Genomic DNA, 24,084 nt, shown 5'->3' on the forward strand with positions numbered 1-24,084 from the left:
GCTCCACCCGAGCACAGTGGCGGTGGAGCAGCACGCGGGTCCGGACACGGGCTCGGCCCGTCCCTCGTCCGTCGAGCACCTCGACTCTGGACGACTCGGGGAAGGTCGGCCACTCATGCGCGTCCTCGGCGTGAACGCGATCTACCACGACCCCGCCGCCGCCCTCGTCGTCGACGGCCAGGTCGTCGCCGCCGCGGAGGAGGAGCGGTTCAGCCGCCGCAAGCACGGCAAGCGCCCCGTCCCGTTCGCGGCGTGGGAGCTGCCGGAGGCGGCGATGCGCTGGTGCCTCGACGCCGGCGGTCTGCGCCCGGCCGACCTGGACGCGGTGGCCTACTCGTTCGACCCGGCGCTGTCGAAGCCGGCCGAGGAGCTCGGCCTGGACGACCCGTGGGACCACCTGCGGCTGATGTACGCGGAGAAGGCGCCGGGCTTCCTGGCCACCGCCCTGCCGGGGCTCGACCGGTCCCGGGTCCGGTACGTGCCGCACCACGTCGCGCACGCCGCGTCCGCCGCGCTGGCCTCGCCGCACCGCGCCAGCAGCGTGCTGGTCCTGGACGGCCGCGGCGAGCGCGCCTCGCACCTGGCCGGCCGGTACACCGACGGGCGGCTGGAGGTGCTGGCCAGCCAGGAGCTGCCGCACTCGCTGGGCCTGGTCTACGAGTCGCTGACCGAGCACCTCGGGTTCCTGCGGTCGAGCGACGAGTTCAAGGTGATGGCGCTCGCGTCCTACGGCGAGCCGCGGTTCCTGGCGGACCTCCGCGAGGTCGTGCGCACCACGGGCGACGGCGGGTTCGTCGCGGAGGCCCCCGACTGGACCCGCTGGGCACCGCCGCGGGTGGACGACGGCACCTGGGGCGGCGACCACGCCGACCTCGCGTGCTCGCTGCAGGCCCGGCTGGAGGAGGTGCTCGTCGAGCTCGCGCGCTGGCTGCACGAGCGCACCGGCGACCGGGTGCTGACGATGGCCGGCGGCACCGCGCTGAACTGCGTCGCCAACTCCCGCGTCTGGCGCGAGGCGGGCTTCGAGGAGGTGTGGGTGCAGCCCGCGGCCGGCGACGCCGGCACGGCGCTCGGCGCGGCGCTGCAGGTCGCGGCCGACGAGGGCGACGCCGTCGTGCCGATGCCGTCCGCGGCGCTCGGCCGCTCGTGGACCGACGACGAGATCGCCGGCCGGCTGCGGCTCGCGCGGGTGCCGTTCCGCACGCCGCCGACCGCGGCGGCGTTCGCGGACGAGGTGGGCCGGGTGCTCGCGGACGACGGCGTGGTGGCGTGGTTCGACGGCCGCAGCGAGTACGGGCCGCGGGCGCTCGGTCAGCGCTCCCTGCTGGCGCACCCCGGGCACGCGGAGAACCTGGAGCGGCTGAACGACGTGAAGGGCCGCGAGCAGTTCCGGCCGGTCGCGCCGATGGTGCTGCTGGACCAGGCGGCGGAGATCTTCTCGGACGGGCCGGTCCCCAGCCCGTACATGCTGTTCACGCACACGGTCGCCGAGACCTGGCGCGACCGGATCCCGGCCGCCGTGCACGTCGACGGCACCGCGCGGATCCAGACGGTCGACCCGGCGACCCAGCCGCGGCTGGCGGCCGCGATCGCGGCGTTCCGGGACCGCACCGGGCTGCCGGTGGTGATCAACACGAGCCTCAACACCGCCGGCCGCCCGATGGTGGACGACCCGCGCGACGCCCTCGAGCTCTTCGGCTCCGCGCCGGTGGACCTGCTGGTGCTCGGCCCGCACCTGGTGCGGCGCGGGGACCTGTTCGCGGCCGGGGTGCCCGGGTGACGACGGCGCCGGCGCCGGGGTGGTCCGTCGTCGTCCCGACGATCGGCCGGCCGCAGCTGCGCGCCCTGCTCGTCTCCCTCGCGGCGCAGCGGTTCGACGCGCTGCCGGCGCCCGACGCCCTGGTGGTCGCGGACGACCGGCCGCTGACGACGACGGTCCCGCTGGACCTGGACGGGCTGCGTCTGCCCGCGCCCGTGACCGTGGTCCGCACCGGCGGGCGCGGCCCGGCGGCGGCGCGGAACGCCGGCTGGCGGAGCACCCCCGCGCGCTCCACGTGGGTCGCGTTCCTCGACGACGACGTCGTGCTGCCCGACGGCTGGGCCGACGCGCTGGCCGCCGATCTGGCCGCGTGCGCGCCCGACGTGGCGGCGACCCAGGCGCGGCTGCACGTGCCGCTGCCGTCGCACCGGCCGCCGCTCGACCGGGAGCGCAGCACCGCGGGCCTCGAGCACGCGCGCTGGGCCACGGCCGACATGGCGTTCCGCCGGGAGGCCCTGGAACAGCTGGCCGGCTTCGACGAGCGGTTCCCGCGGGCCTACCGGGAGGACGCCGACCTCGCGCTGCGGCTGCGGCTGGCGGGCTGGCGGCTGACCCGGGGCTCCCGCGGCACCACGCACCCCGTGCGGCCCGCCGACGACCGGGTGAGCGTCCGCGTGCAGGCCGGCGCGGCGGACGACGCGCTCATGCGGGCGCTGCACGGCCCGTCCTGGCGCGCGCTCGCCGAGACCGGGCGCGGGCGGTTCCGCTGGCACGTGGCCACCGTGGCCGCCGCCGCGGTCGCCGCCGGCGCGCTCGTGGCCCGGCGCCCGGGCGCGGCAGCGGTCGCCGGTGCCGCGTGGCTCGTGCTCACCGCCGACTTCGCGTGGCGGCGCCTCGCCCCGGGCCCGCGGCCGTGGCAGCCGGACGGGGCCGCCGAGTGGCGCCGGATGGCCTGGACCAGCGCCGTCATCCCGTTCGCGGCGGTGCGGCACCGGGTCCGCGGCGCCGTGGCGCACCGGCGGCCACCGGACCCGTGGCCGCTGCCCGTGCGGGCCGTGCTGTTCGACCGGGACGGCACGCTCGTGCACGACGTGCCGTACAACGGCGACGCCGACCGGGTGCGCCCCGTCGCCGGTGCCCGCGAGGTGCTCGACGCGCTCCGCGCGGCGGGGGTCGCCGTCGGGGTGGTGTCCAACCAGTCCGGGGTCGCGCGCGGGCTGCTGGACCGCACCCAGGTCGACGCGGTGGACGCGCGCGTCGCGGAGCTGCTCGGCCCGTTCGACTCCGTGCAGGTCTGCCCGCACGGTCCCGGCGACGGCTGCGGCTGCCGCAAGCCCGCGCCCGGCATGGTGCTGGCCGCCGCCCGGGCGATCGGCGTGCCACCGGCCGCCTGCGCGGTGGTGGGCGACATCGGCGCCGACGTCGGGGCCGCCGTGGCCGCGGGTGCGCGTGCCGTCCTGGTCCCCACCCCGGCGACCCGGCCCGAGGAGGTCGCCGCCGCGGCGGACGTCGCCCCGGACCTGCGGTCGGCCGTGGCGCGGCTGGTGCCGGGCGTCCTGGTGCCGCCATCGGCTCGGCGCGCGCCCGCCGCCCTCGGCACGGGGGCCGCCGGGCCGGCCCGGGCCGCCGGCACCACCGGGGCCGCCGCGTGAGCCGGGTCCTGGCCGTCCGGCTGGACAGCGACGGCGACGTCCTCCTGACGGGGCCGGCGATCCGGGCGCTCGGGGTGCTCGGCCCGGTCGACGTGCTCGCCTCCCCGCAGGGCGCGCACGCCGCGACGCTGCTGCCGGGCGTCGAGGAGGTGCGCACGTTCGCCGCCCCGTGGACGGGGTACCGCCCCGCCCCGTTCGACCCGGGCGAGGTCGCGCGGGTCGTGGGTGCGCTGTCCGGCCGGTACGCCCGCGCGGTCGTGTTCACCTCGGACCACCAGAGCCCGCTGCCCATGGCGGTGCTGCTGCGCCTGGGTGGCGTGGGGTTCGTCGCCGCGACCAGCGAGGACTACCCCGGGTCGCTGCTCGACGTCCGGCACCGCCGCGCGGACGGGCTGCACGAGGTGCGGGCGGCGCTGGACCTCGCGCACGCGGCGGGCGGCCACCTGGTGCCCGGGGACGACGGCGGGCTCGCGGTCCGCGAGCCGCTGCCCGACGTCGCGCACCTGGTCCCCGACCGGCCCTACGTCGTGCTGCACCCCGGCGCGTCCGTCCCGGCGCGCGCCCCGCGGCCCGACGACGCGGGCGCGTACGCCGCCGCGCTGGCCGCCGCGGGCTGGGCGGTGCTGGTCACCGGCGGCCCGTCCGAGCGCGCGCTCACCGCCCGGGTCGCCGCCGGACGGCGGGGCGTCACGGACCTCGGCGGCCGCACGGACCTGCCGGCGCTGGCGGCGGTGCTCGCCGGGGCCGCCGCGGTCGTGGTCGGCAACACCGGGCCCGCGCACCTCGCCGCGGCCGTCCGCACGCCCGTGGTCTCGCTGTTCGCGCCGGTGGTGCCGGCCGACCGGTGGGCACCGTACGGCGTGCCGGCCGTGCTGCTCGGCGACCAGCGGGTCGCGTGCGCCGGCACCCGGGCACGCGCGTGCCCCGTGCCCGGCCACCCGTGCCTGGCGTCCGTCGAGCCCGCCGCCGTGGTCGACGCCGTGGGCCTGCTCGCCGCCCGGGCGGGGGTGCCGGCGTGAAGGTGCTCGCCTGGCACGTGCACGGGTCCTGGATGACGTCGTTCGTCCAGGGCGACCACGACTGCGTCATCCCCGTCGATGCGACGCGCTCCCGGGACGGGCTGGGCCGCGCACGCACCTGGGACTGGCCCGCCCGGGCCCGCGAGGTCCCGGTCGAGGCGCTGCGGGACGAGCCGGTCGACGTCGTCGTGCTGCAGCGCCCGCACGAGCTGGACCTGCTGCGCGCGTGGACCGGGCTGCGCGCGGGCGTCGACGTGCCGGCGGTGTACGTCGAGCACAACACCCCGGCGGGACCGGCGGTCGCCACCCGGCACCCGCTGGCCGACCGCGACGACGTCCTGCTGGTGCACGTCACGGCGTTCAACGCCCTGGTGTGGGACAACGGGTCGGCGCCGACGGCGGTCGTTGAGCACGCGGTCCCGGACCCCGGGCACCTCTACACCGGCGAGCGCGCGCGGGTCGCGGCGGTGGTCAACGAGCCGGTGCGCCGGTGGCGGGTCGCCGGGACGGACGTGCTGCTCGACGTCGCCGCCCGGGTGCCCGTCGAGGTCTACGGCGCGGGCACGGCCGCCCTCGCCGAGCGGTCCGCCGACCGCTCGGACCTGGCCGCGCACCTGCACGAGGACGTCCGGCAGGCGGAGCTGCACCCGCGGCTCGGGCAGGCCCGCGCCTACCTGCACCCGTACCGGTGGACCAGCCTGGGGCTGGCGCTGGTCGAGGCGATGACGATCGGCATGCCCGTGCTGGCCCTGGCGACGACGGCCGCCCCGGAGGCCGTGCCGCCCGCGGCGGGCGTCGTGTCGTCCGACCCCGGGCGGCTCGTCGCGGCCGCGCGGCGCTGGCTCGCCGACCCGGACGAGGCCCGCGAGCGCGGCGCCGCCGCCCGGGAGCACGCCCTGCGACGGTTCGGCATGGACCGGTTCCGCGCCGACTGGACCCGCCTGCTGACGGAGGTGACCCGATGAGGATCGCGATGGTCTCGGAGCACGCCAGCCCGCTCGCCGTGCTCGGCGGCGTCGACGCCGGCGGGCAGAACGTGCACGTCGCCGCGCTGGCCACCGAGCTGGCACGGCTCGGCCACGCGGTGGAGGTGTACACCCGCCGCGACGACCCCGGCCTGCCGGAGGAGGTCCCCCTCGCACCCGGCGTGCAGGTGGTGCACGTGCCGGCCGGACCCGCCGCACCGGTCCCGAAGGACGACCTGCTCCCCTGGATGGGCGACCTGGGCCGCTGGCTGGCCGACCGCTGGGAGCGCACGACGCCGCCCGACGTGGTGCACGCGCACTTCTGGATGTCCGGGCTCGCGGCGCTGCAGGCGGCGGCGCCGCTGGACGTGCCGGTCGTGCAGACGTTCCACGCGCTGGGCTCCGTCAAGCGCCGGTACCAGGGCGCGGCCGACACCAGCCCGCCGGGCCGCGTGCGCGCCGAGACGGTCGTCGCGCGGCGCGCCGACCTGGTGATCGCGACCTGCTCGGACGAGGTCGCCGAGCTCGGCCGGCTGGGACTGCCGGCCGAGCGCACCCGGGTCGTGCCGTGCGGCGTGGACGTGGACCGCTTCACGCCCGCCCGCGGTTCCGGCGTGGGCCGTGCGGGCGGCGCGGGCCGGCGCCTCGTGGTCATCGGGCGGCTGGTCGAGCGCAAGGGCGTCGACACCGTCGTCCGGGCCCTGGCGGACGTGCCCGGTGCGGACCTGCGGGTGGCGGGCGGCCCGCCCCGCGACCGGCTCCGCGACGACCCCGAGGCCCGGCGGCTGCTCGACGTCGCGCGCGAGGCCGGCGTCGGCGACCGGGTGCGCCTGCTCGGCGGCGTCCGGCACGTGGACGTCCCGGCGCTGCTGCGTTCTGCCGACGTGGTCGTCGCGACCCCCTGGTACGAGCCGTTCGGCATCGTCCCGGTCGAGGCCGCGGCGTGCGGCGTGCCGGTCGTGGGCAGCGCGGTGGGCGGCCTGCTCGACACCGTGCAGGACGGGGTCACCGGCACCCTCGTGCCGCCCCGGGACCCGGCCGCGCTGGCGGCGGCCCTGCGCGCGCTGCTCGACGACGACGGGCGCAGGGCGGCCTACGGGCGGGCGGCGCGACGGGCCGCCGTGCACCGGTACGCCTGGGACCGCGTCGCCGTGCAGACCGCCGCGGTCTACGCCACGCTCCTGGACCCGGCAGCCGGCCGCGGGACCGCGGAGGCGGTGAGCGTCGGATGACGGCACCGGCCCGGCCGCCGGCCAGGAGCTGGCTCGGCGGCCACCTGCGGGAGGTGCGCGCCGCCCTCGACGCGCTCGGTGCGGACTCCGCCCGGGTGGACCGCTGGGGCGCCACGCTGGCCGGGGTGCTCGGCGGCGGCGGCCGGCTGCTCGCGGCGGGCAACGGCGGCAGCGCGGCCGAGGCGCAGCACCTCACCTCGGAGCTGGTCGGGCGGTTCACGCACGAGCGGCCGCCGTTCTCGGCGCTGGCGCTGACGGCCGAGACGTCGAGCGTCACCGCGCTGGTCAACGACTACGGCGCGGAGGAGATGTTCGCGCGGCAGGTGCAGGCGCACGGCCGGCCGGGCGACGTGCTGGTCCTGCTGTCCACCTCGGGGACGAGCCCCAACGTGCTGCGCGCCGCCGAGCGGGGGCGGGCGCTCGGGCTGACGGTGTGGGCCCTGACCGGCCCCGCGCCCAACCCCCTCGCCGCGCTGGCCGACGAGGCCCTGTGCGTGCCGGCGCCGTCGACGGCGGGCGTCCAGGCGGTGCACCTCGTGGCGGTGCACGCGCTGTGCGCGGCGTTCGACGCCCGGGTGGCGGCCGCTCCCCCGGCGGCCGGGACATCGGCGGTCGGGACAACGGCGGCCGGGACGGTCCCGGCGGCCGGGTCCCCGGCACCGGTGGTCGTCGTCCCCCCGGCCGCGCCCGCAGCGGCGGGCGTGCCGGGGCCCGACCGGACGCCGGCCCGGCGACCGCACGTCGTCGTGGTCGGCGACGTGCTGCTCGACCGGGACGTCGACGGCCGCACCGACCGGTTGTGCCCGGACGCCCCCGCCCCCGTGGTCGACGTCGCGACGGTCCGGGAGAGCCCGGGCGGCGCCGGCCTCGCGGCGCTGCTGTGCGCGGCGTCCGGCGCCGACGTCACGCTGGTCGCCCCCGTCGCCGACGACGACGGCGGCCGCCGGCTCCGGGCCCTGCTGGCCGGGGAGGTCGCGCTGGTCGCCCTGCCGCACGTGGGGGGCACCCGGACCAAGACCCGCGTGCGCAGCGGCGGCCAGTCCCTCGTGCGGCTGGACGAGGGCGGTCCCGGGCGCCCGGGCGTCGTCCCGGCGGACCTGCTCGCCGCCGTGCGCACGGCGCTGGCCGGCGCGGACGCGGTGCTGGTGTCGGACTACGGCGGCGGCACCACCACGGACCCCCGGCTGCGCGACCTGCTCGCCGGGGCGGCCGGTCGCACCCGCACGGTCTGGGACCCGCACCCGCGCGGCGGCCGGCCGCTGCCCGGCACCACGCTCGTCACGCCCAACCTCGCGGAGGCCGGCGGTGCGCTCGAGGTCCCGGCCGGCACGCCGCCCGAGACGCTGGCCCGCGACCTGCGGGACGCCTGGCGGGTCGGCGCGGCCGTGGTGACCGCGGGGGCGCGCGGTGCGTACCTGGCCGCGGGCGGCGACGCCGTGTTCGTCCCCGCGCCACCCGCGCCCCACGGCGACCCGTGCGGCGCTGGTGACCGGTTCGCCGCGTCCGCCGCCGTCGCCCTGGCCCGGGGAGCCGTCCCGTCGCGCGCCGTGACGGGCGCGGTCGCCGACGCCTCGGCGTGGGTCGCGGCGGGCGGGGCGGAGGGCTTCCGGGTCCGGCGCGACCCTCCCCCGGACCCCGTGGGCGCCCCCGCACCGGCCGGCCGCGACGACCCGCTGGCGGACCTCGCCGCCCGGCTGCGCACGCGGGGCGGGACGCTCGTCGCCACCGGCGGCTGCTTCGACCTGGTGCACGCCGGGCACGTGGCCACCCTGCAGTCCGCCCGCCGGCTCGGCGACGCGCTCGTCGTGCTGATGAACTCCGACGCGTCGGTCCGCCGGCTCAAGGGCCCGGACCGCCCGGTGGTCGGCGCCCCGGACCGCGCCCGGGTCCTCGAGGCCCTCGACTGCGTGGACGCGGTCGTCGTGTTCGACGAGGACGACCCCGCGGCGGCGCTCGACCGCCTGCGCCCCGACGTGTGGGCGAAGGGCGGCGACTACGGCGGCACCCGGCTGCCGGAGGCGGACGTCGTCGAGGGCCACGGCGGCCGGGTCGTCCTGCTGCCGTTCCTGGACGGCCGGTCCACCAGCGCCCTCCTCGACCGCTCGGGCGCCGCCCGGGCGCGGACCACGACGTGAAGGAGCACCCCGTGACCACTCTCCCGCCGCCCGCCCCGCGCGACCTCGGCACCGTCTTCGTCACCGGCGGGGCCTCCGGCCTGGGCGCCGCGGTCGTCGACGCCGTCGAGGCCGCCGGGGGCAAGCCCGCCGTGCTGGACCGCGCCACGCCGCGCCCCGGCGTCCCGTCCGTCCAGGTCGACCTGGGCGACTCCGCCGCCGCCGCGGCCGCCGTCGAGGAGCTGGCCCTGACCGTCGGCCCGCCCACCGCCGTCGTCACCGCCGCCGGCATCGACGCGTGCGGCGCGCTCACCGACATCGACCCCGCGGCGTGGGAGCAGGTCGTCCGGGTCAACCTGTTCGGCACGGTCGCGGTGGTCCGGGCCGCGCTGCCCCACCTGGAGCGGGTGCGCGGCACCGTCGTCACCGTCGGGTCGACGCTCTCGCTGCGCGGGATGGGGGACGCCACCGCGTACTCGGCGTCGAAGTTCGGCGTCCGCGGCTTCACCCACGCGCTCGCCGCCGAGTACGCCGGGCGCGTCGGCGTCACGCTGCTGATCCCGGGCGGCATGCGGACCCCGTTCTTCGACGGGCGGGCCGAGCAGTACCGGCCCGGGCCGGACGCGGACCTCAACGACCCGCGCGCGACCGCGGGCGTCGTCGTCACGGCCCTGACCCAGTCGGTCGGCAGCGAGATCCGCGAGCTGCTCGTCATGGCGTCGGGCGAGAGCTCGTGGCCCTGAGGCCGGACGACGTCCTGGTGCTGCGCGCGCTGGGCCTCGGCGACGCGCTGACCGGGGTCGCCGCGCTCCGGGGCGTCCGCCGGGCCTGGCCCGGCCGCCGGCTGGTGCTCGCCGCTCCCCCGGCGGTCGGCGGGTTCCTCGTCCGGCGGGGCGTCGTGGACGCGGTGCTGCCCGCCTGCGGCCTGGAGCCCCTGCGCGGCGCCGGCCGCGGCGGGCACGTCGCCGTCAACCTGCACGGGCGCGGGCCCGAGAGCCACCGGGTGCTGACGGCCACCCGGCCCGGGCGGCTGGTCGCCTTCGCCGGGCCCGGGGCGCGCGACGGCCCGGGCTTCCGGCCGGACGAGCACGAGGTCGACCGGTGGTGCCGACTCGTGTCCGGCGCCGGCGGCCCGTGCGGGCCGGACGACCTGCGCCTCGAGGTGCCTGATCTGCGACGGTCGCCGCGCGCCGGGGAGGTCGTGCTGCTGCACCCGGGCGCGGCGTCCGGCGCGCGCCGGTGGCCGGCGGACCGCTGGGGCGCCCTCGGTGCCCGGCTGACCACCACCGGCTGGGCCGTCGCCGTGACCGGCGGGCCCGACGAGCGCGCGCTGGCCGGCCGGGTCGCGCACCTGGCGGGCGCCGGTGCGCGCGACCTGTCCGGCGCGCTGGACCTGGACGCGCTGGCGGCGCTCGTCGCCGGGGCGCGGCTCCTGGTGTGCGGGGACACCGGCGTGGCGCACCTCGCGACCGCCGTCGGCACGCCCTCCGTGCTGCTGTTCGGCCCCACGCCGCCCGCCGGCTGGGGGCCGCGGATCGACCCGGATCGGCACCGGGTGCTGTGGCGCGGCGGCCCCGGCTACGCCGGCGACCCGCACGGCACCGAGGTCGACCCGGCGCTCGACCGGATCACCGTCGACCAGGCGTGGGACGCGGTGGGGCGGGCGCTGGTCGCCGTCGCTACGCCGGCGCCCGCAGCGCCCCGGCGAACCACGCGACCGTCCGCTCCAGACCCGTCGCCCAGGTGACCTCGGGCGCCCACCCCAGCACGCGCCCCGCCAGCGTGGTGTCCGGCCGGCGGACCTCCGGGTCGTCCACCGGCCGCTCGACCAGCTCGATGCGCGAGCGGGACCCGGTCGCGGCGACCACGTCCTCGGCGATCTGCCGGACGGACAGCTCGGTGGGGTTGCCGATGTTCACCGGGCCGGGGTGCCCGGAGGCCGCGAGCGCCAGGATCCCGCGCACCAGGTCGTCGACGTAGCAGACCGACCGCGTCTGGCTGCCGTCGCCCGCGACGGTGACCGGCTCCCCGGCCAGTGCCTGCCGGATGAACGTCGGGATAGCGCGGCCGTCGTGCGGTCGCATCCGCGGCCCGTAGGTGTTGAAGATCCGCACGATGGCGGTGTCCACGTCCTCGGCGCTGCGGTACGCGGTGGTCAGCGCCTCGGCGTACCGCTTCGACTCGTCGTAGACGCCGCGCGGCCCGATCGGGTTGACGTGCCCCCAGTAGGTCTCCGGCTGCGGGTGCACCTGCGGGTCGCCGTACACCTCGGAGGTCGAGGCCAGCACGAACCGCGCGTCCTTGTCCTTGGCCAGGCCCAGGGCGTGCCAGGTGCCGAGCGAGCCGACCTTGAGCGTCTGGATGGGCAGGTGCAGGTAGTCGACGGGCGAGGCCGGGGACGCGAAGTGCAGCACCAGGTCCACGTCGCCCGGCACGTGCACGTAGTCGGTCAGGTCGCACCGCAGCAGCCGGAACCCCGGGTCGTCCGCGAGGTGCGCGACGTTGGCGGGCTCGCCGGTGAGGAAGCTGTCCAGGCACACCACCTCCGTGCCGGCCGCGCGCAGGGCCGTGCACAGGTGGCTGCCGAGGAACCCGGCGCCGCCGGTCACGACGGCGCGGCGGAACGCGGGCGCGCTGCTCATCGGCGCTCCTCCCGGACGGTGGCGGCGCCGGGCCCGGCGGGCACCGCGGCGAGCAGCGCCCGCAGCCGCAGCACGTGCGGCGGCAGCACCCGCCGTCGCCGCAGCGCCCGGGGCAGGTCGGGCAGCGCGGTGCGGATCCCCCGGCGCCCGGCCCGTGTCCCGGCGGCGGTGCGCACGTCCCGGGCGACCTCGCCCCACGGCAGGCGCAGCACGCTGGTGAGCAGGTGGGCGCGGGTCACGGCGGCCACGCGCCGCTCCGGCGCGTGCCGGCGTGGCGAGGGGTGGTGGTGCACGACGGCCCGCGGCTCGTGCACGATCGCGTCGCCCCGGGCGGCGAGGTCCAGCGCCAGCCGCTCCTCCTCGCCGGGGAACCGCACGACGTCGTCGAACCCGCCCGCGGCGAGGAACGCGTCCCGGCGCACCATCGCGGCGCAGGCGATGAACCCGAGCGTCGTCGGCAGGTCCGTCCGGGCCGGCCGGGGCAGCGGCGACGCGGCGAGGACGGCGCAGAACGGGTCGGGGAGCTCCTGCGGGCCCACCAGCACGTGGGCCTGCACCGCCGCGACCTCGGGGTCTGCCGCGAGCACGTCGGCCGCCGTCGTCAGCGACCCCGGCGCCCACCAGGAGTCGTCGTCCGCGAACGCCACGTACGGCGTCCGGGCCAGCCGCACGCCCAGGGTGCGCGCCGCGGCGCCGAGGTTCCGTCCCGCCTCGACCACCGCGACGTGCGGGTGCGCGGCCCGCACGGCGGCCGCGGTGCCGTCGGTGGAGCCGTTGTCGACCAGCACCACCGGCGCCCGGTGCCGGCCCAGGGACCCGACCAGCTCGTCGCGCCGGTCGCGGCTCATGACGACCACCGTGACCCGGGCGTCCTCGACCGGGGGCCCGACCGGGGTGCCACCGGGAACCGTCACCGTGCCTGTCTACCGCGCCGGGGCACCGGTCGCGCGGTGAGCGCGTCCGGTGCGGCCCGCGGGTGCGCGCGCCCCGGCGCGGCGCGACAGTGGGAGCATGCCGAACCGCCTCGCCCGCAGCACCAGCCCGTACCTGCGCCAGCACGCCGAGAACCCGGTGGACTGGTACGAGTGGGGCGAGAAGGCGTTCGCGGAGGCCCGGCGCCGGGACGTGCCGCTGCTGGTCTCGATCGGCTACGCGGCCTGCCACTGGTGCCACGTGATGGCGCACGAGTCGTTCGAGGACCCGGAGACCGCAGCCGTGATGAACAGCCGGTTCGTCAGCATCAAGGTCGACCGCGAGGAGCGGCCGGACCTGGACGCGGCGTACATGGCGGCGACGCAGGCGATGACCGGCCAGGGCGGCTGGCCGATGACCGTGTTCGCCACCCCCGACGGCGACCCGTTCTTCTGCGGCACGTACTTCCCGCCGGTGCCGGTCGCGGGCCGGCCGTCGTTCGGCCAGGTGCTGGCCGCGCTGTCGGGCGCCTGGCGCGAGCGCCGCGCCGAGGTGCTGGCCGGGGCGGACGAGCTGCTGACGGCGCTCGGCGGCGGCACCGCGACGACCGACGCACCGGGCTCGACGGACGCTGTCCCTTCCCCGGAGGGCCCGGCGCTGGACCTCGGCGCCGTCGCCCAGGTGTCCGACCTGGCCGTGCAGGCGCTGGCCGGCAGCTACGACGCCGAGCGGGGCGGGTTCGGCGGCGCCCCGAAGTTCCCGCCGTCCACGACCCTGGAGTGGCTGCTGCGCCGGCACGCGCGCACCGGCGACTCCCAGGCGCTCGCCATGGCGGAGGGCACCCTGGAGGCGATGGCCCGGGGCGGGATGGCGGACCAGCTGGGCGGCGGGTTCGCCCGGTACGCGGTGGACGCCACCTGGACGGTGCCGCACTTCGAGAAGATGCTCGAGGACAACGCGATCCTGCTCCGCGTGTACGCACACTGGTGGCGGAGCACGGGCTCGGAGCTGGCCCGGCACGTCGTCGAGGGCACGGCCGACTGGCTGCTGCGCGAGCTGCGCACCCCCGAGGGCGCCTTCGCCTCGTCGCTGGACGCGGACACCGCCGGCGTCGAGGGCGCCACGTACGTGTGGACCCCGGCGACGCTGGTGGAGGTGCTCGGCGAGCAGGACGCCGCGTGGGCGGCGGAGCTGTTCGGCGTGACCGCGGCGGGCACGTTCGAGGCCGGCACGTCGGTGCTGCAGCTCCGCGACGACCCCGACGACGAGATGCGGTTCGAGCGCGTCCGCCGGGCGCTGCTGCGCGCGCGGGACCAGCGGCCGCAGCCCGCGCGGGACGACAAGGTCGTGGCCACCTGGAACGGGCTCGCGATCGCCGCGCTGGCCGAGGCCGGCGCGATGCTGGAGCGGCGGGAGTGGGTCGCGGCCGCGGTCGACGCCGCGCGCGTGCTGGACGAGGTGCACCTGCTCGCGGGCGGGGACGGCCTGCTCCGGCTCGCCCGGACCTCGCGGGACGGCGCGGTCGGCACGGCCCCGGGCGTGCTGACCGACTACGCCGCCGTGGCGGAGGGCCTGCTCGTGCTCGCCGGCGTCACCGGCGACCCGCACTGGTCGGCCCGGGCCTCGGCGCTGCTCGACACCGTGCTGGCGCGGTTCCGCGCGCCCGACCACGCGTTCCGGGACACCGCCGACGACCAGACGGACCCCGTGGTCGCGCGGCTGGCCACCCGGCCGGACGTCGCGGACGGCCCGTCGGCGGCCGGCCAGTCGGCCGCGGCGGGCGCCCTGCTGGCGCGCGCCGCGCTCACCGGGTCGGCCACCGACCGCCAGGTCGCGGAGCTGGCGCTCGCCGGGCCGCTGTCGATCGCGCACCGGCACCCGCGCGCCGTGGCCTGGGCGCTCGCGACGGCCGAGGCCGTGCTGGACGGTCCCCGGGAGGTCGCCGTGCTGGGCCGCGCCGACGACCCGGGGCGCGTCGCGCTGGTGCGGACCGCCGTCCGGTCCGCCGCCCCCGGGCTGGTGCTCGCGCAGGGCGAACCCGACGAGGTCGCGGCCCAGCCGGACGCGGTGGGCCTGCTCCGGGACCGCCCGCTGGTCGGCGACCGCGCGGCGGCCTACGTCTGCCGCGGGTTCGTCTGCGAGCGTCCGACGACCGACCCGGGGATCCTCCGCGCCGCGCTCGCCTGAGGGAGGGGCGCCGAGATGGCACCTGCGGCCTGTGCCGCCGGGGCCTCGCACAGGCGAGTGCTGTCATCTCGGCGGGAGCGACGCGCGGGCGCGCGGCGGACGGGCGTCGCGCCTCAGCGGTCGCGCTTCTCCCGCATCGCCCGCACGGCCTCGAGGTTGTCCTGCCGCTCGCGGAGCGCCTGGCGCTTGTCGTACTCGCGCTTGCCGCGGGCCAGGGCGATCTCGACCTTGGCGCGCCCGTCCAGGAAGTACAGGGACAGCGGGATGATCGTCTGCCCCTTCTCGCGCGTCTTCGCCTCGAGGCGGTCGATCTCCTCGCGGTGCAGCAGCAGCTTGCGCTTGCGCCGCGGCGCGTGGTTGGTCCACGTGCCCTGCGAGTACTCCGGGATGTGCACGCCCTCGAGCCACGCCTCGCCGCCGTCGACCGAGCACCAGCCGTCGACCAGCGACGCGCGGCCGGCGCGCAGCGCCTTGACCTCGGTGCCGCTCAGCACGACGCCGGCCTCGAACACGTCCTCGATGAGGTAGTCGTGGCGCGCCTTGCGGTTGGACGCGACGAGCGACCGTCCGCTCTGCTTGGCCATTGAGGCGTCCTCCTGAGGTGGTGCGGGAAGGGGTGACGCGGCAGCCTATCCGGCCGCGCCCCGGCCGCCCACCGGATTCCGCTACAGGCCGAGCAGCGGCCGCGGGTTCTGGGTGGCCCCGTTCACGTAGACCTCGAAGTGCAGGTGGCAGGCCGCCGAGGTGCCGGTGTTGCCCGAGTAGCCGAGCAGCTGGCCCTGCGACACCTGCTGGCCGCCGCCCACGACGAAGCTGGTCATGTGGTTGTACGACGTCATCAGGGAGCTGCCGTTGTACAGCCCGTGGTCGACCATCACCTGGTTGCCGAACCCGTTGCGCCACCGCGCCCACTGGACGGTGCCCGCGCGGGCCGCGTAGATCGGCGTGCCGCAGTAGGTCCGCAGGTCGATGCCGGCGTGTAGCCGGTAGTACCCGAGGATCGGGTGCAGCCGCATGCCGTACTCGCTGGTGACGTGGATCGGGTTGATCGAGGTGGGGTTGCCGAACACGGCGCCGCTGACCGGCCCCGCCGCCGGCGCGGGCTGACCCGCCGCCGCGGCCGCGGCCGCCGCCCGCTGGCGCTGCTCGGCGGCCACGCCCTCGAGCGCGGCGCGGACCTTCGCGGCCTCCGCGTCGATCTTGTCGACCTCGGCCTGCGCCGCGGCCTTCTGGCCCTCGAGCTGCCGCTTCTTGGCGGCCTGCTCGGCGATCAGCCGCTCGACCTCGGCCTTGCGGTCGGCCGCCTCCTGACGGGCCTGCTCGGCCTCGGCGACCTTCTGGTCGGCCTCGGCCTTGAGCTCGGTGATCCGCTCGCGCACGGCGGTGAGCCGGGCCTGGCTGTTCCGGTTCGCCGCCTCCAGGCCCGCGAGCTCGTCCAGCACCGCGCTCTGCGCCCGCTGCGCCGTGCTCGCCAGGCCGTACTGCTCGGTGAAGTCCTCGACGCTCTCCGCGTCGACCACGATGCTCAGCCCGGACAGTCCGGGCCCGCCCTGGTACGCCTCGCGCGCCATCTGGCCGATCTGGCCGCGGATCTCGTCGCCGCGCGCGTCGTCCGTCTCGATGGTCGCGGAGATCGTCGTCTCCTGGTCCTGCGCGTCCGCCAGCCGGTCCGCGATCAGCGCGGCCTCGCGCTCGAAGCCCGCCAGCGCGGCCTCGGCGGCGCTCAGCGCCTGCTGGGCGCCCGGGAGCTGCTGCTCCACGGCCAGCAGGTCGTTCGCCGTCTGCTGGAACTGCGCGCTCAGCCCCTCCAGCGCCGCCTCGGCGTCGGCCCGCTGCTGCTCCTGCTGCGACTGCTGGGCCTCCAGCGCGGCCCGGCGGTCGTCCAGGTCGTCACCGACGGCGGGACCCGCCGCGGTGAGCCCGACCAGGACGGCGAGCACGCCGGCGAGCGACCCGGCGAGGAGCCGGGTGCGGCGGGACGGCTGCGCGCTGCGGGGACGGGGCGTCGTCATGTCAGACCTTCGTGTAGCGGCTCAGGGTCACCAGCGAGGAGATCGCGGCGAGCAGGATGGCGGCGGCGACCAGGAACGGCGCCACCTGCCAGACCTCGTGCGTCGTCACGTACGGGATCCAGGCGATCTGGCCGCCGAGCCAGTCGGTGACCAGGTACTTCACGCCCGCCCACAGCCCGACGACCGACAGCACCGCGCCGATGGTGGCGGCGATCGCGCCCTCGAGCATGAACGGCAGCTGGATGAACAGGTTGGACGCGCCGACCATCCGCATGATCCCGGTCTCGCGCTTGCGGCTGAGCGCCGACAGCCGGATCGTCGTGGTGATCAGCAGCACGGCGGCCAGCAGCATCACGCCCGCCAGCCCCAGGGCCAGCACCGTCGCGCTGTTGAGCACCCGGAACAGGGAGTCGTACAGCTCGCGCTGGTCCTGGACCCGCTCGACGCCCTGCCGCCCCTGCAGCACGTCGGCGACGACCTCGTACTTCTCCGGGTCGGTCAGCTTGATCCGCAGCGACTCGTTCATGTCGTCGACCGTGGTGACCTGGGCCCAGAACTGGCCCTCGAACTGCCGCTGGAACGTCTCGAACGCCTGCTCCTTCGACTCCGAGAAGACGTCGGCGATGTACGGCGCGACGTCCGGGGCGTCCAGGGCGTCCTGGATGGCCTGCTTCTGCTCGGCGGTGACCTCGCCGCCCGCGCAGGTCGGCTCCGCCGAGATACCCGCCGGGCACAGGTAGACGCTGACCTCGACGCGGTCGTAGAAGTCGTCCTGCATCTTGCCGATCTGCATCTGCAGCAGGGCGGCCGCGCCGACGAACGTCAGGGACACGAAGGTCACCAGGATGACCGAGACCGTCATCGACAGGTTCCGGCGCAGGCCGATGCCGATCTCGGAGAGGATGAACTGCAGTCGCATCGCGCGGCCCCCTCAGCGGTCCGAGCCGTAGACGCCGCGCGACTGGTCGCGCACCATCTCGCCGCCGGACAGCTCGACCACGCGCTTGCGCATCTGGTCGACGATCTCGTCGTCATGCGTCGCCATCACGACCGTCGTCCCCGTGCGGTTGATCCGGTCGAGCAGGCGCATGATCCCCAGGGAGGTGGTCGGGTCGAGGTTGCCGGTGGGCTCGTCGGCCAGCAGGATCGACGGCCGGTTGACGAACGCGCGCGCGATCGCGACGCGCTGCTGCTCACCGCCGGACAGCTCGTGCGGGCGGCGCTTCTCCTTGCCGGCCAGGCCGACCATCTCGAGCACGTCCGGGACCGTCGTGAGGATGTGGTGCCGCGGCTTGCCGATCACCTGCAGCGCGAACGCGACGTTCTCGAACACCGACTTGTTCTGCAGCAGCCGGAAGTCCTGGAACACCGCGCCGATCTGGCGCCGCAGGTGCGGGACCTTCCACGACGACAGCGTGGTCAGGTCCTTGCCCGCGACGAACACGCGGCCGGCCGAGGGCCGCTCCTCGCGCAGCGCCAGGCGCAGGAAGGTCGACTTGCCCGACCCCGACGCGCCGACGAGGAACACGAACTCGCCGCGCTCGACGTCCAGGCTGATGTGGTCCAGCGCGGGGCGGGCGCCGCGCGCGTAGACCTTGGTGACGTTCTCGAATCTGATCACAGGCTGAGGGCGGCCAGCGGTCGGGGGACGGAGGGGTTGGTGCTCCTGGCCTCGTCGAGCGTAGGCAGCCGCCCGTCGTGACCCGCCCGTGACACGCCGCACCGGTACCTGTGAGTCGGCGCACCACCCGCCGTACCGGGCGGAATGCCCGGTATGGGTGGCTCCGGTGCGGCTCAGGCCCCGACGGTGGCCGAGCGCCGCCAGCGGATGCCGGCCTCGAGGAACCCGTCGATGTCGCCGTCGAACACCGCGGCGGTGTTGCCGACCTCGTACTCGGTCCGCAGGTCCTTGACCATCTGGTACGGGTGCAGCACGTACGAGCGCATCTGGTCGCCCCACGACGCCTTGATGTCGCCGGCGAGCTCCTTCTTCTTCGCGTCCTCCTCGGCCTTGCGGACCAGCAGGAGGCGGGACTGCAGGACGCGCAGCGCGGCGGCGCGGTTCTGGATCTGCGACTTCTCGTTCTGCATCGACACGACGATGCCGGTCGGGATGTGCGTCATGCGGACCGCGGAGTCGGTCGTGTTGACCGACTGCCCGCCCGGGCCGGACGAGCGGAACACGTCGACCTTGATCTCCGACTCGGGGATCTCGATGTTGTCGTCGCTCTGCTCGATCAGCGGGATCACCTCGACCGCCGCGAACGACGTCTGACGGCGGCCCTGGTTGTCGAACGGCGAGATGCGCACCAGGCGGTGCGTCCCGGCCTCGACGGACAGGTGGCCGAACGCGTACGGCGTCTTGACCTCGAACGTCGCCGACTTCAGGCCGGCCTCCTCCGCGTAGGAGGTGTCGAGCACCGTCGTCGGGTAGCCGTGCCGCTCGGCCCAGCGCAGGTACATCCGCATCAGCATCTCGGCGAAGTCCGCGGCGTCGACGCCGCCCGCCCCGGCGCGGATGGTCACGACCGCGTCGCGCTGGTCGTACTCCCCGTTCAGCAGGGTGCGGACCTCGAGCTCGCCCAGGTCCTTCTGGATCGTCAGCAGCTCGGCCTCGGCCTCGGCGAGGGTGTCGGCGTCGCCGCCGTCCTCCGTCGCCATCTCGACGAGCGTCTCCAGGTCGTCGATCCGGCCGCCCAGCTTCGACACGCGGTCCAGCTCGGACTGCGACGCCGACAGGGCGCTGGTGATCTTCTGCGCGGCGTCCGGGTCGTCCCAGAGGTCGGGCGCGGAGGCCTGCTCGGAGAGCTCGGCGATCCGCTTGCGGAGGACCTCGGGGTCGGAGACCGCCTGGATCGTCCCGAGCGTCGTGCGCAGGTTGCGGATCTCGGCGGGGAAGTCGGTGGCTGCCACGACGGTCCAGGCTACCCGCTGCCGGGCGGGGCCGGGTCCGCCCCACCGGCAGCCACTACGGTGTGAGCGTGAACACGCCTGCACCCTCCGGACGACAGCATCCCCTCGCGCACGGTGAGCACCGCGCCACGATCGCCGAGGTGGGCGCGAGCGTCCGCACCTACGCCGTCGGCGGCCGCGACGTCGTCCTGCCGTTCGACGAGGGCGACCTCGCCCCCGCCTACTCCGGCGCCGTCCTGGCCCCGTGGCCGAACCGCCTGCGCGACGGGCAGTACACCTGGGACGGCACCGACCACCAGGTCCCCGTCACCGAGCCCGACCGGATGACCGCCCTGCACGGCCTCGTGGCCCAGGTCCGGTTCGAGAAGGTCGCCTCGGAGCCCGGTCCCGACGGCGACACCTCGGTGACGCTGCGGCACGACGTGGTCCCGACGCCCGGCTACCCGTGGTCGCTGCGGATCGACGTGACGTACTCGCTGTCCGACGCCGGGCTCCGCGTGCACGTCGCCGCCACCAACCTCGAGGCGACCGACGCGCCGTACGGCATCGGCTTCCACCCCTGGCTCTCCCCCGGCCCCGCCGCCGTGGACGACTGCACGCTGCGCGTCGACGCCACCTCCCAGGTCACCGTGGACGACCGCCTGCTGCCGACCGGCACGCGGCCGCTGTCCGGCGCCGAGGACCGCACCACCCCGCAGCCCCTGGCCGGCGTGGCGCTGGACGACGCGTTCGTCGACGTCACCCGCGACGCGGACGGCCTGTCCTGGGTCGTGCTCGGGTCGACCGACGGCCACGGCGCGGCGATGTGGATGGACGGGTCGATGGACACCTGGCAGGTGTGCACCGGCGACGGCATCCCGCGGATCTCGCGCCGCGGCGTCGCGGCCGAGCCGATGAGCTGCATCGCCGACGCGTTCCGCACCGGCGAGCGCCTGGTCCGCCTGGCCCCGGGCGCCACCCACGCGGTCACGTGGGGCATGACCCTGATCTGACCGGCCGCCTCCCCCGGCCCGCGCACGGCCGCCGAGGTCGAGCGAGCTCGCCGAGGTCGAGCGTCACGGCGCTCGACCTCGTGCGGACCGTACTACCTCGGCGAGGGGGTGCAGGGGGCCGGAGACGCGGACGGCCCCGCCTCGGCAGGAGGCGGGGCCGTTCGTGCGTCGGGGGGGTCAGCCGTAGTACTCGCCGTCGGCCATGACGCCCTTGGTGTACTCCCAGTGCCAGCGCTCGTACGGGCCGCTGCCGCCGGGCTTCGCCCAGGCCGGGTTCTCCCAGCCGAACACCGGGGCGTTCTCGTTGAGCCACTCCCACTGCGCGCCGGTCGTCTGCGAGGTGCACAGGTCCACCGCGAGGCCCCAGCCGTGGTTGCTGCGGCCGGCCGGGGCGGCGAGCCCGCCCTTGGCCGCCTTGACGGCGCGCTGCTCGGCCAGGGTCCGGTAGCCCGAGGACAGGCACAGGTCGGTGCCGAACCGGGTGACCCACACGGCGTTGAGCTCGGCGAGCGCCTCGGCGGCGTCGGCGCGCAGCTGCGTGCCGCCGTCCCACAGAGAGCAGAGGTCGCCCTGCGGCAGCTGCCCGTTCGCGCTGTCGGTGCCGGCCTCGCCGTCGCAGCCGGGCAGGATCTCCCGCACCTCGCTGCGGCTGACGTCGACCTGCTGGCGCACCGCGGTGGCGTCGCCGGAGACCAGGGAGGCGGGCGGCAGCACCGCGGACGAGGAAGACGTCAGGGCCTCGACGGTGCTCGGCAGCGTCAGGTCGGCCGCGACGTCGGCGACCGCCTCGCTGCGCGCGGACTGCTGCGACAGCGGGATCGCGACGGTGACGGCGGCCAGGGTCACGAGCACGCCGGCGCGGGTGCCCCAGCGGGCCAGCGGGTTGCCGTGCCGGCCGCGTGCGGCGTCGGCGTCGAGGACGGGTGCGGCGGGGGCGGCGACCACCGGGGCCGGCGCGGCGCCGCCACGGGCGGCCTCGCGGAGCTGGCGACGAGTGGGGGCGCCGGCGGCAGCGGGCTGCGCGCGGTGCTGCACCACAGGACCTCCGGGGCTCGCTGACGGGACTGGCGGACGAGGGCGACCGGCCCCCGTCCGGCGAGCGCGCGACAGCGCGGCGGCCGAGACCGTCCGGGGGGAGACGATCACGAAACTGTAACGGGCGGAGCCCGCCGCCTCCAACCCCCTGGGGCGGGGTAGTTGACGGATCATCGGCGTGTCGCCGCAGATCACCCACCGGGACCACCCGTCCGTGTGACGCAGGTCCCACGGACGGGTGAACGACCGGGCGGCTAGCGCCGGAACGCGCCCCGCTGCATGGCGTCGCGGACCTCGCCGACCAGCTCCTCGAGGATGTCCTCCAGGAACACGACGCCGACGGACCGGCCGTCGTCCTCCACCCGCGCGAGGTGCACCCCGGACCGCTGCATGGCGGCGAGCGCCTCCTCGACCTCGTCGCCCGGCGCGACCACGGCGAGCGCACGGACCCGCCAGGACGGCACCGGCAGGCGCCGGGACTCGTCGTCGGCGTACAGGACGTCCTTCACGTGCAGGTAGCCGGTCGGGGTGCCGTCGCGGCCGAGGACGGGGAACCGGCTGTAGCCGGTGCGGGCCACGAGCCGCTCCACGTCGTCGGGGGTGACGTCGACGGGCACGGTCACCAGGTCGTCGGGACGCACCATCACCTCGGCCGCGGTGCGGTCCGAGAACTCGAGCGCCCCGGACAGCAGCCCCTGCTCGTCGTCCAGCAGCCCCTCGGCGCGCGACTGCTCGACGATCGACTGCACCTCCTGCGCCGTGAACGCCGAGGCGACCTCGTCCCGCGGGTCGACCCGGAACAGCCGCAGCACGTGGTTGGCCACCCAGTTCAGCGTGAAGATCACGGGACGGACCACGCGGGCGAGCCAGACCAGCGGCGGCCCGAACACCAGCACCGCCCGGTCGGGGCCGGACACGGCGAGGTTCTTGGGCACCATCTCGCCCAGCACGACGTGCAGGTAGACGACCACCAGCAGCGCGACCACGAACGCGATCGGGTGCGCCAGCGAGGTGCTGACCCCGAGCGCGTGCAGCGGGTCCTCGATCAGGTGCGCGATCGCGGGCTCGGCGACCAGGCCGAGGCTCGTGGAGCACACGGTGACGCCCAGCTGCGCGCACGCGAGCATGAGCGAGACGTGCTCCATCGCCCACAGCACGGTGGTGGCGCGCCGGTCCCCGGCCTGGGCCAGGGGCTCGATCGCCGAACGGCGCGCGGAGATGATCGCGAACTCCGCCGCGACGAAGAAGGCGTTGCCGGCCAGCAGGGCGACGGCGAGCACGAGGGCGACCTGGTTGCTCACGCGGCACCCCCCTCGGCGCCGGCCTCGGCGCGCTGCACCAGCACGCGCTCGACCCGGCGGCGGGTCATCGACTCGACGCGCAGCCGGACGTCGCCCGCCACCACCTCGTCCCCGGCCAGCGGCACCCGGCCGAGCGCGGCCATCACCAGGCCGCCGAGCGTCTCGTACGGGCCGTCCTCGGGGACCACCAGGCCGGTGGTCTCGGTGAGCTCGTCGGGACGCAGCAGCCCGGAGACCACCCACGCCCCGTCGGCCCGGCGGGAGGCGGCCGAGCGGCGGCGGTCGTGCTCGTCCGCGACGTCGCCGACCAGCTCCTCGACGACGTCCTCGAGCGTGACGACGCCGGAGGTGCCGCCGTACTCGTCGACGACGACCGCCATCTGCAGGCCGTGCTCGCGCAGGTCCACGAGGAGCGGCCCCAGGTGCACGGTCTCCGGGACGCGCGGGGCGTCGACCATGAGCGCCGCGGCGGGGACCTCGTCGCGCCGCTCGTACGGCACGGCGATGGCGCGGCGCAGGTGCACCAGCCCGACGATGTCGTCGGAGTCGTCGCCGATCACGGGGAACCGGGAGTGCCCGGTCTCGCGGGACAGCCGCACGACCTCGGTGGCGGTGTCCTCGCGCCGCAGCACGACGACGCGCTGCCGGTCGGTCATCACGTCGACGGCGGTCAGGTCGGTGAACTCGATCGAGTTGGTGAGCAGGGTGGCCGTCGACTCGTCGAGCGTGCCCTCCTGGGCGGAGCGCTTGACGAGCGCGGCGAGCTCCTGCGGCGAGCGCCCGCCGGACAGCTCCTCGCGCGGCTCGACGCCGAACCGCCGCAGCAGCGCGTTCGCGCTGGAGTTGAACAGCGAGATCAGCGGCCGCAGGGCGGACGTGAAGCCCGCCTGCAGCGGCGCCACCCACCGCGCGGTGGGCAGCGGGCGGCTGATCGCGAAGTTCTTGGGCACCAGCTCGCCGAACAGCATCGAGAACCCGTTGACGAGCACCAGGGTCAGCACCACGGCGACCGCGCCGCCGGCGGCGGCCCCGAGGAACGAGTCCGTCAGCGCCCCGCCGAGCAACGTGCTGACGGCGGGCTGCGTCGTGTAGCCGAGCAGCACCGTGGTGACGGTGATCCCGACCTGGGCGCCGGACAGCTCGGTCGACAGCCGGCGCAGCGACCGCAGCACGCTCTGCCCGCGGCGGTCGTCGGGGCGGGTCTGGCCCTCGACCACGCCGGGGTCCAGGGTGACCAGGGAGAACTCGCTCGCGACGAACACCGCGGTGCCCGCGGTGAGCACGACGCCGAGGGCGACGAGCAGGCACTCGGTCAGCACGGGTCACCGTCCGTGGCGAGCGGGAGGAGG

The 24,084-nt window shown here is 76.8% G+C and carries 20 protein-coding genes; 10 read left to right on the plus strand and 10 right to left on the minus strand.

Annotated elements, in window-relative coordinates; genetic code table 11:
* The first annotated feature begins 115 nt into the window (after nt 1–115).
* Genes AC1050_RS05425 through AC1050_RS05460 form a run of 8 tightly spaced genes read left to right on the plus strand, consistent with a single transcriptional unit; the run spans nt 116 to nt 10,488 of the window.
* A complete protein-coding gene (locus AC1050_RS05425) occupies nt 116–1,780 on the plus strand; it encodes a carbamoyltransferase family protein (protein WP_482386340.1) in 1,665 nt (554 codons plus the stop codon).
* Nucleotides 1,777–3,411: an HAD-IIIA family hydrolase gene (locus AC1050_RS05430; RefSeq protein ID WP_482386341.1), complete on the plus strand. Its 1,635-nt coding sequence runs from the start codon at nt 1,777–1,779 to the stop codon at nt 3,409–3,411. The genes AC1050_RS05425 and AC1050_RS05430 overlap by 4 nt, the downstream gene beginning before the upstream one ends.
* Nucleotides 3,408–4,430: a glycosyltransferase family 9 protein gene (locus AC1050_RS05435; protein ID WP_482386342.1), complete on the plus strand. Its 1,023-nt coding sequence runs from the start codon at nt 3,408–3,410 to the stop codon at nt 4,428–4,430. The genes AC1050_RS05430 and AC1050_RS05435 overlap by 4 nt, the downstream gene beginning before the upstream one ends.
* Entirely contained in the window at nt 4,427–5,395 is a 969-nt protein-coding gene (locus AC1050_RS05440; protein WP_482386343.1) for a glycosyltransferase, read from the plus strand. Before AC1050_RS05435 ends, AC1050_RS05440 begins: the two co-directional genes overlap by 4 nt.
* Entirely contained in the window at nt 5,392–6,627 is a 1,236-nt protein-coding gene (locus tag AC1050_RS05445; protein ID WP_482386344.1) for a glycosyltransferase, read from the plus strand. The genes AC1050_RS05440 and AC1050_RS05445 overlap by 4 nt, the downstream gene beginning before the upstream one ends.
* On the plus strand, nt 6,624–8,762 hold the full coding sequence (locus AC1050_RS05450; RefSeq protein WP_482386345.1) for a PfkB family carbohydrate kinase: 2,139 nt from the start codon (nt 6,624–6,626) through the stop codon (nt 8,760–8,762). Before AC1050_RS05445 ends, AC1050_RS05450 begins: the two co-directional genes overlap by 4 nt.
* An 11-nt stretch (nt 8,763–8,773) precedes the next feature.
* Nucleotides 8,774–9,484, plus strand: a complete 711-nt coding sequence (locus tag AC1050_RS05455) for an SDR family oxidoreductase (RefSeq protein ID WP_482386346.1) — start codon at nt 8,774–8,776, stop codon at nt 9,482–9,484.
* Nucleotides 9,475–10,488 carry a glycosyltransferase family 9 protein gene (locus AC1050_RS05460; protein ID WP_482386347.1) on the plus strand — a complete coding sequence of 338 codons (1,014 nt, stop codon included), beginning with the start codon at nt 9,475–9,477 and terminating at the stop codon, nt 10,486–10,488. The genes AC1050_RS05455 and AC1050_RS05460 overlap by 10 nt, the downstream gene beginning before the upstream one ends.
* Here AC1050_RS05460 and AC1050_RS05465 read toward each other — a convergent pair.
* Together AC1050_RS05465 and AC1050_RS05470 are read right to left on the minus strand one after the other, a co-directional pair.
* Nucleotides 10,421–11,383 (minus strand): UDP-glucuronic acid decarboxylase family protein, encoded by a 963-nt coding sequence (locus AC1050_RS05465; protein WP_482386348.1) that lies wholly within the window; start codon nt 11,381–11,383, stop codon nt 10,421–10,423. The genes AC1050_RS05460 and AC1050_RS05465 overlap by 68 nt on opposite strands.
* Nucleotides 11,380–12,297 carry a glycosyltransferase family 2 protein gene (locus AC1050_RS05470; RefSeq protein WP_482386349.1) on the minus strand — a complete coding sequence of 306 codons (918 nt, stop codon included), beginning with the start codon at nt 12,295–12,297 and terminating at the stop codon, nt 11,380–11,382. The genes AC1050_RS05465 and AC1050_RS05470 overlap by 4 nt, the downstream gene beginning before the upstream one ends.
* Nucleotides 12,298–12,394: 97 nt before the next feature.
* Between AC1050_RS05470 and AC1050_RS05475 the strand changes: the two genes are divergently transcribed.
* Nucleotides 12,395–14,482, plus strand: coding sequence for a thioredoxin domain-containing protein (locus tag AC1050_RS05475; protein WP_482386350.1), 2,088 nt, complete (start codon nt 12,395–12,397; stop codon nt 14,480–14,482).
* Nucleotides 14,483–14,595: 113 nt separating this feature from the next.
* Here AC1050_RS05475 and smpB read toward each other — a convergent pair whose 3' ends face one another.
* The 5 genes from smpB to prfB all read right to left on the minus strand — a co-directional run bounded on the left by smpB (nt 14,596) and on the right by prfB (nt 19,407).
* Nucleotides 14,596–15,066 (minus strand): SsrA-binding protein SmpB, encoded by a 471-nt coding sequence (smpB, locus tag AC1050_RS05480; RefSeq protein WP_147794009.1) that lies wholly within the window; start codon nt 15,064–15,066, stop codon nt 14,596–14,598.
* Between the two features lie 81 nt (nt 15,067–15,147).
* Nucleotides 15,148–16,494, minus strand: a complete 1,347-nt coding sequence (locus tag AC1050_RS05485) for a peptidoglycan DD-metalloendopeptidase family protein (protein ID WP_482386351.1) — start codon at nt 16,492–16,494, stop codon at nt 15,148–15,150.
* 1 nt (nt 16,495) lies between these two features.
* On the minus strand, nt 16,496–17,413 hold the full coding sequence (ftsX, locus tag AC1050_RS05490) for a permease-like cell division protein FtsX (protein WP_482386352.1): 918 nt from the start codon (nt 17,411–17,413) through the stop codon (nt 16,496–16,498).
* 12 nt (nt 17,414–17,425) lie between these two features.
* Entirely contained in the window at nt 17,426–18,115 is a 690-nt protein-coding gene (ftsE, locus tag AC1050_RS05495; protein ID WP_454049333.1) for a cell division ATP-binding protein FtsE, read from the minus strand.
* 173 nt (nt 18,116–18,288) lie between these two features.
* Nucleotides 18,289–19,407 carry a peptide chain release factor 2 gene (prfB, locus tag AC1050_RS05500; RefSeq protein WP_482386353.1) on the minus strand — a complete coding sequence of 373 codons (1,119 nt, stop codon included), beginning with the start codon at nt 19,405–19,407 and terminating at the stop codon, nt 18,289–18,291.
* 68 nt (nt 19,408–19,475) lie between these two features.
* Between prfB and AC1050_RS05505 the strand changes: the two genes are divergently transcribed.
* Complete coding sequence (locus AC1050_RS05505) at nt 19,476–20,399, plus strand: aldose 1-epimerase family protein (protein ID WP_482386354.1); 924 nt, start codon at nt 19,476–19,478, stop codon at nt 20,397–20,399.
* A 177-nt stretch (nt 20,400–20,576) separates the two neighbouring features.
* Here AC1050_RS05505 and AC1050_RS05510 read toward each other — a convergent pair whose 3' ends face one another.
* From AC1050_RS05510 to AC1050_RS05520, 3 genes are all read right to left on the minus strand, one after another.
* Nucleotides 20,577–21,437, minus strand: a complete 861-nt coding sequence (locus AC1050_RS05510; protein ID WP_482386355.1) for a M15 family metallopeptidase — start codon at nt 21,435–21,437, stop codon at nt 20,577–20,579.
* 251 nt (nt 21,438–21,688) lie between these two features.
* Complete coding sequence (locus AC1050_RS05515) at nt 21,689–22,735, minus strand: hemolysin family protein (protein ID WP_482386356.1); 1,047 nt, start codon at nt 22,733–22,735, stop codon at nt 21,689–21,691.
* Complete coding sequence (locus AC1050_RS05520; protein WP_482386357.1) at nt 22,732–24,054, minus strand: hemolysin family protein; 1,323 nt, start codon at nt 24,052–24,054, stop codon at nt 22,732–22,734. Before AC1050_RS05520 ends, AC1050_RS05515 begins: the two co-directional genes overlap by 4 nt.
* Nucleotides 24,055–24,084 lie beyond the last annotated feature (30 nt).

This window comes from Cellulomonas sp. NEAU-ZC6 (assembly GCF_056844425.1).